Annotated in this window: 11 protein-coding genes; 7 read left to right on the plus strand and 4 right to left on the minus strand. The window is 34.8% G+C overall.

From position 1 onward, the window contains the following. Nucleotides 1–72: 72 nt before the first annotated feature. The 5 genes from B0X80_RS08820 (at nucleotide 73) to metH (ending at nucleotide 7,940) form a co-directional block, all read left to right on the plus strand. Nucleotides 73–825, plus strand: a complete 753-nt coding sequence (locus B0X80_RS08820) for a sulfite exporter TauE/SafE family protein (RefSeq protein ID WP_077339548.1) — start codon at nucleotides 73–75, stop codon at nucleotides 823–825. A 230-nt stretch (nucleotides 826–1,055) separates the two neighbouring features. Further along, a complete protein-coding gene (locus B0X80_RS08825; protein WP_077339550.1) occupies nucleotides 1,056–1,625 on the plus strand; it encodes a phosphoglycerate mutase family protein in 570 nt (189 codons plus the stop codon). 249 nt (nucleotides 1,626–1,874) lie between these two features. Next, complete coding sequence (gene recA / locus B0X80_RS08830) at nucleotides 1,875–2,912, plus strand: recombinase RecA (RefSeq protein ID WP_077339552.1); 1,038 nt, start codon at nucleotides 1,875–1,877, stop codon at nucleotides 2,910–2,912. Between the two features lie 305 nt (nucleotides 2,913–3,217). Further along, nucleotides 3,218–4,159, plus strand: coding sequence for a homoserine O-acetyltransferase MetA (gene metA / locus B0X80_RS08835; protein WP_077339554.1), 942 nt, complete (start codon nucleotides 3,218–3,220; stop codon nucleotides 4,157–4,159). Between the two features lie 88 nt (nucleotides 4,160–4,247). Then, nucleotides 4,248–7,940 (plus strand): methionine synthase, encoded by a 3,693-nt coding sequence (metH, locus tag B0X80_RS08840; protein ID WP_077339556.1) that lies wholly within the window; start codon nucleotides 4,248–4,250, stop codon nucleotides 7,938–7,940. 76 nt (nucleotides 7,941–8,016) lie between these two features. Here the strand turns inward: metH and radA are convergent, their stop codons facing one another. Further along, nucleotides 8,017–9,396 carry a DNA repair protein RadA gene (gene radA / locus B0X80_RS08845; RefSeq protein WP_077339558.1) on the minus strand — a complete coding sequence of 460 codons (1,380 nt, stop codon included), beginning with the start codon at nucleotides 9,394–9,396 and terminating at the stop codon, nucleotides 8,017–8,019. Between the two features lie 331 nt (nucleotides 9,397–9,727). Here radA and B0X80_RS08850 point away from each other — a divergent pair, with 331 nt between their 5' ends. Next, entirely contained in the window at nucleotides 9,728–12,178 is a 2,451-nt protein-coding gene (locus B0X80_RS08850; RefSeq protein WP_077339560.1) for a PilZ domain-containing protein, read from the plus strand. Between the two features lie 183 nt (nucleotides 12,179–12,361). Here the strand turns inward: B0X80_RS08850 and serB are convergent, their stop codons facing one another. Then, complete coding sequence (serB, locus tag B0X80_RS08855) at nucleotides 12,362–13,429, minus strand: phosphoserine phosphatase SerB (protein WP_245825423.1); 1,068 nt, start codon at nucleotides 13,427–13,429, stop codon at nucleotides 12,362–12,364. A gap of 192 nt (nucleotides 13,430–13,621) precedes the next feature. Here serB and B0X80_RS08860 point away from each other — a divergent pair, with 192 nt between their 5' ends. Next, nucleotides 13,622–14,230 carry an AhpA/YtjB family protein gene (locus B0X80_RS08860; RefSeq protein WP_077339561.1) on the plus strand — a complete coding sequence of 203 codons (609 nt, stop codon included), beginning with the start codon at nucleotides 13,622–13,624 and terminating at the stop codon, nucleotides 14,228–14,230. Here B0X80_RS08860 and B0X80_RS08865 read toward each other — a convergent pair. After that, entirely contained in the window at nucleotides 14,168–15,049 is an 882-nt protein-coding gene (locus tag B0X80_RS08865) for a TatD family hydrolase (protein ID WP_077339562.1), read from the minus strand. The two genes, B0X80_RS08860 and B0X80_RS08865, sit on opposite strands and share 63 nt — an antisense overlap. A gap of 201 nt (nucleotides 15,050–15,250) precedes the next feature. Continuing rightward, nucleotides 15,251–16,366 (minus strand): HDOD domain-containing protein, encoded by a 1,116-nt coding sequence (locus B0X80_RS08870; protein ID WP_077339563.1) that lies wholly within the window; start codon nucleotides 16,364–16,366, stop codon nucleotides 15,251–15,253. Nucleotides 16,367–16,388 lie beyond the last annotated feature (22 nt).

The raw sequence follows: 16,388 nt of genomic DNA on the forward strand, positions 1-16,388 counted from the left end.
AACTCAATTCTCTTTAACAACCTATCCTTTTTTATTTCTTTAATTTAAATCACAATTGGAAAATATTCCTAAATGTTGTCTCTCTTTTCTTACGAACTCTCTTATAACGCTTTACTACTGTTATTTCTTGTGGCTTTTTTTATTGGTATGGCTAAAACAGGTGTTAGCGGTATTTCAATGTTTGCCGTGCCTTTACTCGCGTTAAATTTTGGTGGTAAAGAGTCATCAGGCATTATGTTACCGTTATTAGTTATGGCAGATCTTTTTGGTGTTTTTTATTATCATCGTAGTGCTAATTGGTACTACTTAAAAAAGCTATTTCCTTGGGCTGCTATAGGGGTAATTATAGGCACTTTGATAGGAGAATATGTTGATGACCAAATATTTCGTCAACTTATGGGGATTATTCTCTTTGGTAGCTTAGCGCTAATGATTTGGCAAGAGCAAAATAAACGTGTAAATGTACCTGATTATATGTGGTTTGCTATTTTAATGGGGCTACTAGGTGGTATAACGACCATGGTGGGTAACTTAGCTGGAGTGGTAATGGCCTTATACTTATTAAGTATGAGATTACCCAAAAATGAATTTATAGGAACAGCCGCTTGTTTCTTTTTAGCGGTAAATTTATTCAAAGTACCATTTCATGTTTTTGTATGGGAAACCATCACTATAGATTCGTTTTTATTGAATATCATAAGCTTACCGTTTATTGCATTAGGCGCTTATGCAGGTGTGTATATTGTTAAAAGAATACCCAATAAACAATATAGGTGGTGGGTTATTGGTATGACGGTATTAGCGGCCGTTTTTATGGTTTTATAACGAGCTAGGATAAGAAGATATGGAAATCGTTTTAATTAACCTCAACTCGGGTTAATGAATGTTAGAGAATGAATTAAACCCCTTCTTTATCAAAACTTAATCTGTATCGTTATTTTACTAAGCTATATTAATTTCTCAATATTGATATTTTTGTGTATAACAAGGCGGATTTTTCTATCTAATAGCTGGCTATTAGTAAAAAATTCAACGAAGTTAGGCATAAAAATAGCTTGTTGAGTAACTTTGCTTATCCCGAGCTGAGGTTAATTAGACATGGTAAGCCTGTCGCTGCAGTTAACAGCATGATGAATGCTATCAGCTATGTCAAATGGGTAAGGCAATACCACCTATCCGAAATATCAAATAACAGTAGGCCCAACTATCAACATGTTCAAGACTACAAGTCTCACTTTGTTGTATCAAGTGATCTTAAAAGAGCATTGCATTCTGCACATATATTTACCGGTAAATCACCTGAATTAATAGATCAAACATTAAGAGAAATGGAATTACCGCGTTATAAACTTCCCTTATATTTACCTACAGTGGTTTGGCTTTATAGCTGTCGTATTTTTTGGTTACTTCGGTTTAAAGGGCACTTTGAAACTTATAAACAATCTAAAATACGCTCTATAAGAGCGGCACTTATTTTAATTCGATTAGCTGAAAAAGAAGAAAAAATAGTTGTTTTTGGGCATGGGCTAATTAATCGCTTTATTCGAAAAGTACTTATCAAAAAAGGCTGGAAATTAACAACTAAAAGTAGCGATTATTGGGGAGTAACTCAATTAAAATTATAACTGTACGCATTAATATAATTTACTGTATAAAACTAATAGAAATTAAAAGAGTAACTTTTTTTTAAATTTTTTTAAAAAGTTACTAGTTAATGTAAAGTTGTTATTTTTCAATGGATAACAAGTCTTGTTGTTAATTTATTTTCCAGTATAAAAAATAAATTAATAAAAAACTTGATACTGTACGACCATACAGTATACTTGTTTCATTAAAACGAATTAAGCACCTAAATCATCTTGGAGCAATAAATAATGAACGAGAATAAAGAAAAAGCACTTTCTGCTGCGTTAAGTCAAATAGAACGTCAATTTGGTAAAGGCTCAATAATGAAGTTGGGTGATAACCGTAGTATGGATGTAGAAACTATTTCTACAGGTTCGTTAGGATTAGATATCGCACTAGGTGCTGGCGGTTTACCATTAGGCCGTGTTGTAGAGATATACGGACCAGAGTCTAGTGGTAAAACAACCTTAACATTAGAAGTTATCGCGGAAGCTCAGCGTAATGGAAAAATTTGTGCTTTTGTTGATGCCGAGCATGCACTTGACCCAATTTACGCAGGTAAACTAGGTGTAAATATTAATGAATTATTAGTATCTCAACCTGATACGGGTGAACAAGCTTTAGAAATTTGTGACATGTTAACGCGTTCAGGTGCTGTTGACGTAATTGTTGTCGATTCTGTCGCAGCTCTTACACCTAAAGCTGAAATTGAAGGTGACATGGGCGACTCGCATATGGGTCTTCAAGCAAGAATGTTATCTCAAGCAATGCGTAAACTTACAGGTAACCTTAAACAATCAAATACCATGATGATTTTTATTAACCAAATTCGTATGAAGATTGGTGTAATGTTTGGTTCTCCAGAAACCACAACGGGTGGTAATGCATTAAAGTTTTATGCTTCAGTAAGATTAGATATTCGTCGTATTGGTGCTGTTAAAAATGGCGATGAAATTGTCGGTAACGAAACACGTGTTAAAGTTGTTAAAAATAAAATAGCTCCTCCGTTTAAACAAGTTGAATTTCAAATTTTATATGGCGAAGGTATTAACAGCTTAGGCGAGTTAATTGACCTAGGTGTTAAGCATAATATGGTTGAAAAAGCTGGTGCTTGGTATAGCTACAATGGCGATAAAATTGGTCAAGGTAAAGCTAACTCAACAAAATATCTAGCTGAAAATCCGGCAATAGCTAAAGAATTAGATTCACGTTTACGCGCAGAACTTTTAACTAAGAAAGTTCCTGAGAGTGAAAAAACTGAAAAAGTAGAAGAAGCTGCTGAATAATCAGCAATCGTTTTCATTAAAATCTCGGCATGTCCGAGATTTTTTTTGTTTAAAATTTGGATAACATTAGGGAATAACTAATGAAGGTATGTATTTACCATTTTTTATAAATCAGTAGGTTAAAAAGCCATTATCTAAATATCTGACTAAGTATTACTGAAGTTTAAGTTGTTATATATTTTCAAGTTAGCTAATATCTATCGTAAAGCGTTTAGACGTCTATACGTTTAGATGTTGACATAGCTATAATGAAAAATGCTATAATCCTTTAAGCTAAATTTTGTACATTCTATAGGTTAAGTCTTATGCCCATTAAAATTCCGGATCAATTGCCTGCTTTATCTATTTTGAATAATGAAAATATTTTCGTTATGTCTGAGAATCGAGCTGCCCGTCAAGAAATTCGTCCAATGCAAGTGGCAATACTTAATTTAATGCCCAATAAAATTGAGACAGAAGTACAAATATTAAGAATGTTATCGAATACACCACTACAAATTAATATTGAATTTGTACGTATTCATGCTAACGAATCGAAAAACACACCTAAAGAGCACTTAGAAAACTTTTATTGTTTGTTTGATGATATTAAGCATAAACAATACGATGGGTTAATTGTTACAGGGGCTCCATTAGCTTTAATGGATTATGATCAAGTGACTTTTTGGGATAAAATTTGTGAAGTATTTGATTGGGCTGAAGACAACGTAACTTCTACTATGTTTTCGTGTTGGGGAGCACATGCTGCTTTATACTATCATTATGGTTTGCAAAGGCATTTAAGAAAACAAAAGCTTTCAGGTGTTTTTACTCATAAACCTAATGATATAAAAGAACCGCTTACGCGTGGTTTTGAAGATTCATTTAAAGTACCTCATTCTCGTTATGGCTACATAGATAGAGAAGATTATTTATCTATAGAAGGTCTTAAAATTATTGCTGAATCAGAGCAAGCCGGTGTGTATGTTGCCGCCAGTAAAAATAAAAAACAGGTGTATTTAACTGGCCATCCTGAGTATGACGCGGAAACTTTACATGAAGAATTTCTGCGCGATATCAATGCAGGAGCAAAGCCTGCTATACCTGAAAACTATTACCCTGATGATAATCCTGAAAACGAGGTGAGTAGTACGTGGCGTAGTCATGGTAGTTTGTTATTTACTAATTGGCTTAACTATTACGTATATCAAATTACTCCATACAAATTAGATGCAAATAACATAAAAGCTATTAACCCTAATGATTAAATAGAACCAAGGTTCTTTTTATAGTAAATACATTTATACCAGTTTCATTCATGAGATTGTTATTAACGACCTTTTATCGGAAAAAATGATGCAAAAGTCAGCCAGTTTTGAAACATTTGAACAACAACTTCGTAAAAACATCTTAATACTTGATGGTGCTATGGGAACTATGATCCAAGCATACAAGTTTGAAGAACAAGACTATCGAGGTGATCGTTTTGCCGACTGGCATTCAGATGTAAAAGGCAATAATGATATGTTAGTGCTTACTCAGCCTGATATCATTAAAGCGATACATACCGAATATTTGGCTGCTGGCGCAGACATACTCGAAACCAATACGTTTAATGCCACAACTATTGCTATGGCTGATTACGATATGCAAGAGTACAGCGCTGAAATTAACTTGGTTGCTGCACAAATTGCTCGCCAAGCAGCTGATGAATTTACGGCTAAAAACCCTGATAAACCACGCTTTGTTGCTGGTGTTTTAGGGCCAACAAACCGCACCTGCTCTATATCTCCTGATGTAAACGATCCTGCTTTTCGAAATGTAACTTTTGACGAATTAAAAGACGCTTATATTGAATCAACCAAAGCATTAATTGAAGGTGGTTCAGATCTGATCTTAATCGAAACCATATTTGATACGTTAAATGCCAAAGCCGCAATATTTGCAGTTGAATGCGTATTTGAAGAATTAGGTGTGCGATACCCTGTTATGATTTCCGGTACGATTACCGATGCCTCAGGTCGTACATTATCAGGTCAAACAACCGAAGCATTTTATAACTCTTTACGCCATGCTAAGCCCATTTCATTTGGTTTGAATTGTGCTTTAGGGCCGGTTGAATTACGTGAATACGTACAAGAATTAAGTCGTATATCAGATACCGCAGTATCAGCTCATCCTAATGCGGGCTTACCTAATGCATTTGGTGAATACGATTTTACTGTAGAAGATATGAATGCGCATGTAAGTGAGTGGGCAGAATCAGGCTTTTTAAATATTATTGGTGGTTGTTGTGGTACAACACCAGAACATATAAAAGGTATGGCTGATTCAGTTGCAGGTATAACACCTCGCGAAATTAAACCACGTGAAATTGCTTGCCGCTTATCAGGATTAGAAGCATTAACAATTAATGGTGATAGTTTATTTGTAAACGTAGGTGAGCGAGCAAATGTTACGGGTTCAGCAGTATTTAAACGATTAATCACAGAAGAGAAGTTTGACGAAGCCATCGCTGTAGCTTTACAACAAGTTGAAAACGGCGCGCAAATCATCGATATCAACATGGATGAAGGCATGCTGGATTCAAAATCCGCGATGGTTCGCTTTTTGAATTTAATTGCCGGTGAGCCTGATATCGCCAAAGTACCAATTATGATCGATTCCTCTAAGTGGGACATCATAGAAGAAGGTTTAAAATGTATTCAAGGTAAAGGTATTGTTAACTCTATCAGCATGAAAGAGGGAGAAGATATCTTCCGCAAACAAGCTGAATTGTTACGCCGTTATGGCGCTGCCGTTATTGTTATGGCTTTTGATGAAGTAGGTCAAGCAGATACTCGTGAGCGTAAATACGAAATTTGTCATCGTGCTTACCATATATTAGTCGATGAGATTGGCTTCCCAGCAGAAGATATCATTTTTGATCCTAATATTTTTGCTGTAGCTACCGGTATTGAAGAACATAACAATTATGCCGTTGATTTTATTGAAGCCGTAAAAGATATTAAAGACAACCTACCGTACGCCATGATTTCAGGTGGTGTATCGAACGTTTCATTTTCATTTCGTGGTAATAACCCAGTACGTGAAGCGATTCATGCCGTATTTTTATATCACGCCATTAAAAATGGTATGGATATGGGAATTGTAAATGCAGGTCAGTTAGCCATTTATTCAGATATTCCGAAAGACTTATTAAAAGCTGTTGAAGACGTTATTCAGAACAGTGACGACGGAGCCACTGAGCGTTTATTAGATTTAGCTGAAGGTTATCGAGGGCAAGGCGGTAAAGCGAATAATAAAGCTGATTTAACATGGCGCGAACTACCTATAAATAAACGTTTAGAGCATTCGTTGGTTAAAGGTATTAACGAATTTATTATTGAAGATACCGAAGCGGCACGTTTGATTGCAGCTCGACCACTAGATGTCATTGAAGGTCCATTAATGGATGGCATGAACGTAGTTGGTGATTTATTTGGCGCAGGTGAAATGTTTTTACCACAAGTGGTTAAATCTGCGCGTGTAATGAAACAAGCAGTAGCTCACTTAAACCCATTTATTGAAGCCGAAAAAACTGAAGTTAAGTCTAATGGTAAAGTGCTATTAGCAACAGTAAAAGGCGACGTACATGATATTGGTAAAAATATTGTAGGCGTAGTTTTACAATGTAATAACTACGATATTGTTGATCTTGGCGTTATGGTTTCAACAGAAAAAATTCTTCAAGTAGCAAAAGAAGAAAAGTGCGACATTATTGGTCTGTCAGGTCTTATTACACCATCACTTGATGAAATGGTACATGTTGCCAAAGAAATGAAGCGACTAGATTTTAATTTACCTTTGTTAATAGGTGGTGCAACAACATCAAAAGCACATACAGCGGTTAAAATTGAACCTCAATATGATCATCCCGTTGTTTATGTGCCTAATGCATCGCGCTCGGTTTCGGTAGTAAGTGCGTTGTTATCTGATGAACTTCGCCCAGCATTTATGGAACGTCAAAAAGAAGAATATGTACGTGTAAGAGAACGTCATTATAAAAAAGGCCCTCGTTCTACACTTATTTCATTACAAGATGCTCGTAAAAATGCTGTTCCAATAAGTTTTGACAATTACACGCCAACTACACCTAAAAAGTTAGGCGTAACAGTATTAGATGATATTGATTTATCGATAGTGAGAAAGTACATCGATTGGACGCCATTCTTTATGACTTGGCAGCTATCGGGTAAATACCCATTGATCCTTAAACACGAAGTGGTAGGCGAAGAAGCAACTAAGTTGTTTGATGATGCAAATGCTATGTTGGACGATGTGATAGGTAATGGAAAACTAAAAGGTAAAGCGGTATTTGGTTTATTTCCTGCTCATCGTGAAAATGATGATTTGATCCTTTTTACTGATGATACCAGAACCACTAAATTAGAACGCTTACACCAATTGCGCCAACAAAGTAAAAAACCGGCAGGGCAGTTTAATCGCTGTTTATCTGATTATGTTGCAGACGAAGCGTCAGGCATAAAAGATTATGTTGGGGCTTTTGCTGTATCCGCAGGTTTTGGTGTTGAAGAAATTGTAAAAGCCTTTGATGCGAATCATGATGATTACAATAGTATAATGGCTAAAGCAGTAGCCGATAGGTTGGCAGAAGCGACCGCAGAATATTTACATGAAAAAATTCGTAAAGAATACTGGGGTTATGCTAAAGACGAAAACCTAGAAAACGACGATTTAATTCGTGAGAAATACCAAGGTATTCGTCCCGCTCCCGGTTACCCTGCATGCCCTGAACATACTGAAAAAGGCTTGTTGTGGAAGTTACTTGATGTTGAAAACAACATTGGCATGGAGTTAACTTCTAGTTACGCGATGTGGCCAGGTGCTGCCGTAAGTGGTTGGTATTTTGCTCACCCTGAAGCTAAGTACTTTGCTGTAGCTAAAGTAGCGAAAGACCAAGTAGAAGATTACGCTATAAGAAAAGAGATGACTATGCCGCAGGCTGAGCGTTGGTTATCTGCTAACTTAGACTACGAACCCGAGTAATATTTTTAGTATTAAGTGATAAATGAAAGGCTACTGTTAAGTAGCCTTTTTTTATCTTGGGTCTCCAAATAAGTGATTATTTTATTATCGCGAGTAACTCATGAATGGTTTTAACTGGAGAAATGGTCGCTCCTAACCCCTCCATAGACTTATGATAATTTCTAAACGGAATAATTATTTGAGAAAACCCATGCTGTGCGGCTTCTTTTACGCGAGGAACGCCACTGTCAATGGGCCTTATATCTCCATTTAAACTTAACTCGCCCATAATGCAGGTTGTACGCGGGATAATAAAATCATTTAAACTACTGAGTAGTGCGGTGACTAACGCAAGATCAATACAGGTTTCCGATTCATCTATTTTTAAGCCACCTACGATATTAAAAAAGGTATCATGAAAAATTTTTGTTTTTGTATGTTTACGTAATACACCTGTGAGCATTTTTATACGATTCATGTTTAAGCCTACGCATACTCTTTGTGGAAACTCTGCTTCAGTTTCTGTCGTTAAACATTGTATTTCTAATAATATATTTCGGTTACCTTTTCTAATACAGGTAATTGCTGAACCAGGAGATTCGGTTGTAGAGCCGGACAGAAATATCTCACTAGGGTTATCAACACTGAGCATGCCTTTTTCACACATTCTAAAAATACCCACGGTATCTATATCACCAAAACGGTTTTTGTTCGCTCTGAGTGTGCGTATTTGACCGTCGTTGGTATCAATATGTAATAACGCATCAACAATATGAACTAAGGTTTGTGGGCCTGCAATTTCATTGTTTTTATTTACATGGGCGATAAGAAACATGGTGACATTATTTTGCTTACAATATTGGGTAAGTAATTGAGCAGCACCTTTTACTTGGGAGGGGGAGCCTGGACTACCATTAGCATTATCTGTTACTACCGCTTGAATGGAGTCGATAACAGCAAACTTTATTTTTTTTGAATCAAGCTCTGCAATAATTGATTCAACACTTGTTTCAGACAGCAAATAAAGATTATCTTCGTCATAACTTAGCTTTAAACGATTCACTCTATTTTTAAATTGAGAAAGTGATTCCTCAGCTGTACAGTACAGTGAAGCGGTTGTTTTAGACATTCTGGCTACAAGATCTGAAAGTAAGGTGGTTTTTCCGGCACCGGGATCTCCAGATATAATATTGACCGAGCCAGTGGTAACTCCACCGCATAATACTCGATCAAGCTCGCCTATACCGGTAAGTTGCTTTTCAGCTTCAATAGATTCAATTTCATGTATTTTTTTTGAACCACCACCAATACCACCAGCATAACCGCCACTATTACCTGTCGACTTTTTAATATGATTTGTAGGTATTTTTATTTCGGTGATTGTATTCCATGCACCACACTTACATTGCCCTTGCCAACGAGAATGATTCATTCCGCAATCAGTACAAACAAATTCAGCTTTTGATGGCTTTGCCATATGGGTTACCTATTTTTTAATGTGTTACTTGATAAGTGATTTATCATATAAATAATGGACACAATATTAAACTTATCAGAAAGGTCAATTTTATGACAAATCTTAAAGGGAAGAATTAATATTATAAATATTTTATTACCCATGAATGCTTCATAAAGTGCAGATGTGCAATATATCTACTTAAGCTTCAGTTTTTAGCATAATGCATTTTCTAGGGCATGAAAATTGCTGTATTTTGTTAATTGTTTTGTGATATACAATTACATGAGTATTTTGTATATAACTTAATATACTGAATTGTTACCTCTTTTTAACTGATATACAAACTTGAATGACTAATAATTTTACTAAGTACCAAAAAATCATTGATGAGTTTCGCGGTCAAGTTTTAAATAAGGATTTTGAGACTAAATTTACTGCGAAAGTTGCGCATATACCCAAAACTGAACGTTTCCTTATAAAGATGGAATTGAAGCGGTTGGCTGGCCCATGTACTCGATTAGTTGATTTACGAGGACATGTAGATGGAGAATGTAAAGTATATGAGCATGAAGGACGTTCTCATTTTCTAGATGATACCGCTATTAAGGTGTTTGAAGAAAACCTTGCGTTTTATGGAAAGTATACGTTTGGTGTTTATGAAGCGGTTACCAATACAGAAAATAACTTTAGGGTAATTTACCAAAAAGAAAAAGCAGGTATTAAAGCCCTTCAAATTAATAAAAAAACTACTCAAAAAGTTCAGGAAAAAACTCAATATCCAGCTCAATTGTTTAAATTTGGAAACTATCATAACCGTATTGAAGAGCGCATGAATTTCTCAATTGCACTATCAGTAACAGTAAATGGTAAACAGATAAAATGTAACAGCTCAGATATTAGTGTTAATGGTTGTAAGTTTAGGCTCCCTAGCATTGAACAAATTGTTTTAGGGCAAGTGATAGAAATACGTTTTCTCGGCTTAGAAGAAGAGTTTCAGTTTGGTTCAAGTGATGTTTTTGAGTATGAAATTAAAAACATTCAGTTAATTGATAATATTCAATTGGTTGGGGTAAAGCGTGTTTATCCCAACGAAGGTATTAAAGATGGTTTTAAGCAATTCTTAGTAGACTTTATACAAGGAAATAAAAGACGTTATAAAATTAATTTAGACAATAGCATAAGCGCTTTACAATCACGTAACTTTGAACAATATGTTTTACCTAAACTCAATGAACTACCCATTTTTATTGGGAAAAAAGACGAAGGCTCTTTACCTAAATATGTATTAACTTGTCCAAATAACCAAAATATTTATCAGTATTGGCAATATGAAAATAAGCACTCAGCATTAAATTGTTTAATAACTCCTGACAGGATTAAACGTTTAATGAAAGCATCTGTTTTGGGTAAAAAATTAGTGGTTTATAGCTTTATCCATAAAAGCGATGGAAAGTACTATTTCTATACTGCAGATGAACAACAGTTACTAAAAGCCCCTGAATTTATGACTCAATTTCTTGGTTTTGGAAGTAATAAATCTCATTTTGCTATTACCATGTTAAGCATGTCTAATATAAACAAAGATAATGTAAATTCTTTTTTTACACTATCGGAGTCACTCAGTAAGCAAAATCAATATTTAAATTTACCTGTAGGCGAAGAAATCTCTCAAAAAATAGAAGACTTATCTTCACTCATTGTTGTTAGTGATATCACGTGTGATAACTTAATTGCTACTTACAAAGAGTTTATATATGACAATATATCAGCCACTAAAATTAAAGCCTTTGGACATAAACGTTATAATGATGCCTTAATGGTTGAAGAGGTTGGTGTTAATTATAAAAATCATAGGCAAGAATCTCGATTTAAATACAACACTTTAGTGGATGTTAGTCTTGAAAATACAACATGGGAGGCCGAGTCTCTTGATTTCTCTGCTTCTGGACTAAAGCTAGAGTTTAAAAAAGAAGTTAGTTTAAAAAAAGGTGATGTTGTTTTTTTGTCATTTCCGGAACTACAAAAGATAACGTCATTATTTGATTTAAAAGCTTTAAGTTATGCTGTTGTTAGAATAAATGAAAAGAAAACCATTGCTAATCTTAGGGTTCAAGTTGATAAGCATAAACATATTGGACGCGCATTTTTTAAAGCATTAATTGAGAAAAATAAAAATAAATTAACGCCTGATGAATATGAATCAATGGTACCAGGCTTAGCGAAGCCATTGCGGAATATTTATAGTAGTAGTTTAAATATCCCTAGTTTGATTATTCAAACGAGTGGTAGCCGATATAAAATCGAAGCTATTGCTTGTGGGCAAGAAGACAGTCATTTAATGCCATTAATGCGGCAGTTAAGTGACAAAGTTAATTATTACAACTTGTATCCTCTGTTGAGTCATTTGAGCGCAACTAATGCTTTTATGGTTAATTTAAAAAAGATGCACTCATCAGATGCCCCAGTATCCGATATTTTATATGTTTCTATTAAACCTGATGCAGAGACAATGGAAAGTAAAGTGATAACAAAACTCGCTTCTGAATTAGATACAACCGCATTACAAAATATGTTTATACGAAATGCTTTGAAGCGAGGTGTTTTTTTATGTTTGCAATTAAAATTATCAAGAGCTGATGCTCCGGATATGGACTATTTAAGTCCCGAATTGAGTTACATTAGTTCTTATGCGATACATAGAGGAAAACAGATAGAGCAAAATATATGGAGTGTTTCTGGCGTTGTACAAGTTTTTGATATTACACAAGAAGCAATGCTCAGATTTAAATTGTCATCATGATAGGAATGAAATTAAAAAGACTTTAATTGAGGTTATGTAATACAAGGCTTATTCATAACGTGAGGGTCTTGTATCAAAATACTTATATATCCGTAACCATTCAAGTGATCTGAAATAGCCTCTTGATTGGTAACGGGTATATTATGAATAAGGCGAGTTTAATTTATCGTGTTAAACTGGCTATTATGCCAACCAATGAATCATACAGTCTAAACCTGAGGTATTAATTGCTGTATCGGCTTTTGCCTTTACGATTGACTTAGCATGAAAAGCCACACCTAAGTTAGCTGCTTCCATCATAACTAAATCATTAGCGCCATCACCCATAGCAACTGTTTGTTGATGAGGAATGTTATATTCTTCACTTAATAGTAATAAAGAGTCGGCTTTCACTTGTGCGTCTACGACCTTTCCAAGTACCTTGCCTGTCAGTTTTCCATCAATAATTTCTAATGTATTTGCATAAGCGGCATCCAATGACAGCATGTTTTTTAAGTGATCTGCAAAATAAGTAAATCCACCAGAGGCTATCGCTACACGCCATTGGTGTTTTTTCAATTCAGTAATTAATGTTTCTAACCCTTCCATTAAAGGAATATTTTTAGCAACGTCGGCAAGTATTTGTTCCGAAGCGTTTTCCAAGGTTGCTACTCGTTGATATAAGCTTTCAGAAAAGTCTAACTTACCTTGCATGGCAAGCTCCGTGACTGCTGATACTTGCTCACCTACACCGGCTAATATTGCTATTTCATCAATACATTCAATTTTTATCGTGGTGGAATCCATGTCCATGACGAGTAGACCAGGAACGTCCAATTTAGGTGCATTAAATAAAATAGCTGCTTCAATATTATTTTTTTCAGCAAAAGAGATGAGCTTTTGTCTAGATAAGTTAAGCTCATCAGTTGTGATAGCAAAGCGATAACTTATTAGATTATTTCTATGGTTAATTGCGGTTAATGCCGTTAATGAAATATCGCAAGTTTGTGTAAGTTGTGAAAGTAGGGCAAGAGAAATATCACTGAACACAACAAGCTCAATTCTTGAATTTACATTGGTTACTGTATTTGTTTGTTGCGAATCTACCATAAGAGATTCATCACATTGGCAGTTAGAATCTATAGCAAAGGCACTTGTTGATAAATCAACACTAAAAGGAAATGACTCTGGCGCTTGAGTGGGTAATATTACTTGTGCAAGTGGAAGTGTATTAATTTTTTCTAGAATGAAGTTGTGTACGTTATTAGTCACGTTAAAGCCTACTATGATTGAGGTAAGTTTATTTGTATATTTGAATACCATTACGTTTAATTATTCAGCAGTTAATAACGCAATAATTAAACGTAATAGTGCCCATCATTAAAAAGATGTTCTATAGATATTTTAAATACATCAAGAACCCTCTATAGTGTATCCATAGCAAAACAAATATCATAGAGGATTATGGAAACATCTAATCTGCCTTTATACCCTAAATTATCATCTATTTATAATAAATTAATGCAATTAGCTATAGCGATTGTGTTGATTATTGTATTGCTTAATTTATGGGTAACGAGTAATTATCGTTCTGAAAAAACGATTCATGATCATTTTTATATTCTAGCTGAACAACATTTAGAACAAGCTGTTTCTAGTATTGTTTTTTTACAACTTATTGATAATAAAGTTGAATTGCAAAAGTATGTCGATGGTATAGCAAGCGCTAAGTGGATTTATGATGTACATATATATGATGAAACAGGTAAAACAATCGCCGCTTCAAAGAGTAGTGCAAGCATAAAAGATGTTTATGGTATTACACTAAATAAAAGTAATAAAAGTGATGAGAATGTTCCTTTTATTCAAGAAATTAGAACAGATAAACTGATTGGTTTTATGCGGATAACTGTGAAACAAAGTTATTTTACCGACGATTTAAATACAACCAGTTACGATAATCACGCCTTGTTACGTTTAATGATGATCATTGCCGTGTGTATTGGTTTTTTACTGACTCGAGGTTTGAATCGTTTTAGCCGCCAAGGCTTCAGACCGCCGACTGAAAAATAAGTTATCAATGTTGATTTCAATTGCTTGAGCAATTTTATCAACACTTTCACATCTGATTTCAGCTAAACATTTTAGTATATCAATAAGTCGTAAAGGAGAGTTATCTTCTCCTTGATGCCCTTGTAGTGGCATGCTAGGAGCATCAGTTTCTAGCAACAAACTTTCTAGTGGAAGCTTTTTAATTGCCTTAATTGTTTTTTGAGCACGTTCATAAGTAAGTGTACCGCCAATTCCTAATTTAAAACCTAAATCTATATACGCTTTTGCTTGCTGGTAGCTTCCGGAAAAAGCATGAATAACACCGCAGGCTTGAGGCTTATGTTTCTTCAATATTGGGATGATAATGTCATGAGAGCGCCTATGATGCACTATTATCGGTAAGTTATATTGGTTACTTAGTGAAAGTTGGTGTTCAAAAAATGTGATTTGTTTATCTAAATTATTATTATTTTGAGCGATCACTTTATCTATACCTGCTTCACCAATCGCAACAATATTGTCTGCATATTTGGCTACTAGCGAAGTAAGTTGTGCTAATACGCTTTCATCTAAATCATTCAAGAACCATGGGTGAATACCTAAGCATGGAAATAACTGACATGACGCTCCGTGCGATTGTTGATTATTATTTTTGTTTGAACAAGAGGGGATTACTTTATTATATGTTGATAGCTCTAAAACTTTCTGCCAATTTTTAGGGGCAATAGATGGAACAATTATTCGATGAATACCTTGAAGATAGCACTGCTCTAAAAGTGAGGCCAACTCATTTGAAAAGTTATCAAAATCTATATGGCAGTGGCTATCTGTTAATAACATAACGTTCCATTTAAGGGGGATTGAACTTTAATATTTAAATTTTTTCGAATTAACGTATCCGTAGAACAGCGTTTATTACCCATTTCTACTACGTTACCGCATATTAGAGTAGAACAACTACGAAACATATGCTTTGTCTTGTATAAAAGGCTAATAAGTAGCTGTAAAAAGAGTCAACAAAGATCAAACAGACCCTATTGTTTAACGTAATCTATTGGCTCTTTGTTCAATCTTATCTAGCACACCTTCCATCTTATAATGTTTAATAAAAGCAGCATCAGGCTCGCGTTCTTTTAATAATGTATTCGCTAAATAAACGGCTTGCGCTACATCAAATGATGATTTTAATAATTTGTCAGGACTGCGGTGTAAAATAACCGCTTCAATTAATGAATAAGAAAAGCTCCATGTATGCAATAAATATCCACCTATATGACAGTGATCTGTTCCAAAAATTTTGAGTTCAAGTGGAGTGTTATCTTCTTTTGGATTACGACGTTTGAAAAAGTTTTCTGTTAGATCTGGCTTTATTTCATAAAGTACGACTTTACCAATAGCGTGTAATAACCCCGCGATCATAGCTTGTTGTTTTAATTCTGGCTTCACAATAGAGGCAGCCAATTTAGCGGTAGCGAAGCTATGTAATTGCTCTTTCTCTAATGAAAAATTTGGAATGTCTGGTGAATAAGTAAATAACTCTGCAGTCATTACGATACAGCAAAGAGTGTCAACGCCCATTTTAGTAATAGCGTCATTAATACTGGTAATATTTTTACCTTTCGACATTAAGGAACTATTAGCAAAGTGTAATACTTTAGCGGTTAACCCCGGATCTTGAAGAATGATATCGGCTATTTTTTGGGAATCCGTATTGGAGTCTTTTAGTGCATGAGTTAACTGCATATACACTTTAGGTGGACTGGGCAGGGTTTTTACATTAGCAATCGTTTTAACAATTAAGTCTTTAGTAATAGCTTGGCTGTGTTTTTGACTTTGACTCAATTTAGTTTTTATAGCAGCTAAATTGAGTGGTTGAGCAAAATTAAAATGGGCATGCTTTGTCGTGTAATGTTCGTGATTAATAACTTGCACACGGATCATTTGAGGAAAGCTGCTTGTTAAGGTTCTTAATAATTCATCGCCATTTATCTTGCCGAGTAAAGAGGGGGTAACTACTACATCAAACTTTGTTTGTTGTAGTAGTTCTTGCAAAATAGCTAAATTAGTAACGTGAGTAATGTCATCTTTACTTGCATTAAATGCAGGTTTTATTGCATCTAATGCGTGTTGCTGTGTATCTATCAACAAGATTTTCATGAAGCGCCTTATAGGGTGGTTT

Origin of the sequence: Pseudocolwellia agarivorans, from assembly GCF_002000085.1 — a bacterium.
Taxonomy (GTDB): Bacteria; Pseudomonadota; Gammaproteobacteria; order Enterobacterales; family Alteromonadaceae; genus Pseudocolwellia; species Pseudocolwellia agarivorans.

Bases quoted from the DNA above. Each gene is read 5' to 3' on its own strand.
- B0X80_RS08865 (WP_077339562.1), bottom strand. From the start codon at position 15,049: ATGTTATTAACAGATAGCCACTGCCATATAGATTTTGATAACTTTTCA.
- recA (WP_077339552.1), top strand. From the start codon at position 1,875: ATGAACGAGAATAAAGAAAAAGCACTTTCTGCTGCGTTAAGTCAAATA.
- B0X80_RS08820 (WP_077339548.1), top strand. From the start codon at position 73: ATGTTGTCTCTCTTTTCTTACGAACTCTCTTATAACGCTTTACTACTG.
- B0X80_RS08860 (WP_077339561.1), top strand. From the start codon at position 13,622: ATGGAAACATCTAATCTGCCTTTATACCCTAAATTATCATCTATTTAT.
- B0X80_RS08870 (WP_077339563.1), bottom strand. From the start codon at position 16,366: ATGAAAATCTTGTTGATAGATACACAGCAACACGCATTAGATGCAATA.
- metH (WP_077339556.1), top strand. From the start codon at position 4,248: ATGCAAAAGTCAGCCAGTTTTGAAACATTTGAACAACAACTTCGTAAA.
- B0X80_RS08850 (WP_077339560.1), top strand. From the start codon at position 9,728: ATGACTAATAATTTTACTAAGTACCAAAAAATCATTGATGAGTTTCGC.
- radA (WP_077339558.1), bottom strand. From the start codon at position 9,396: ATGGCAAAGCCATCAAAAGCTGAATTTGTTTGTACTGATTGCGGAATG.
- metA (WP_077339554.1), top strand. From the start codon at position 3,218: ATGCCCATTAAAATTCCGGATCAATTGCCTGCTTTATCTATTTTGAAT.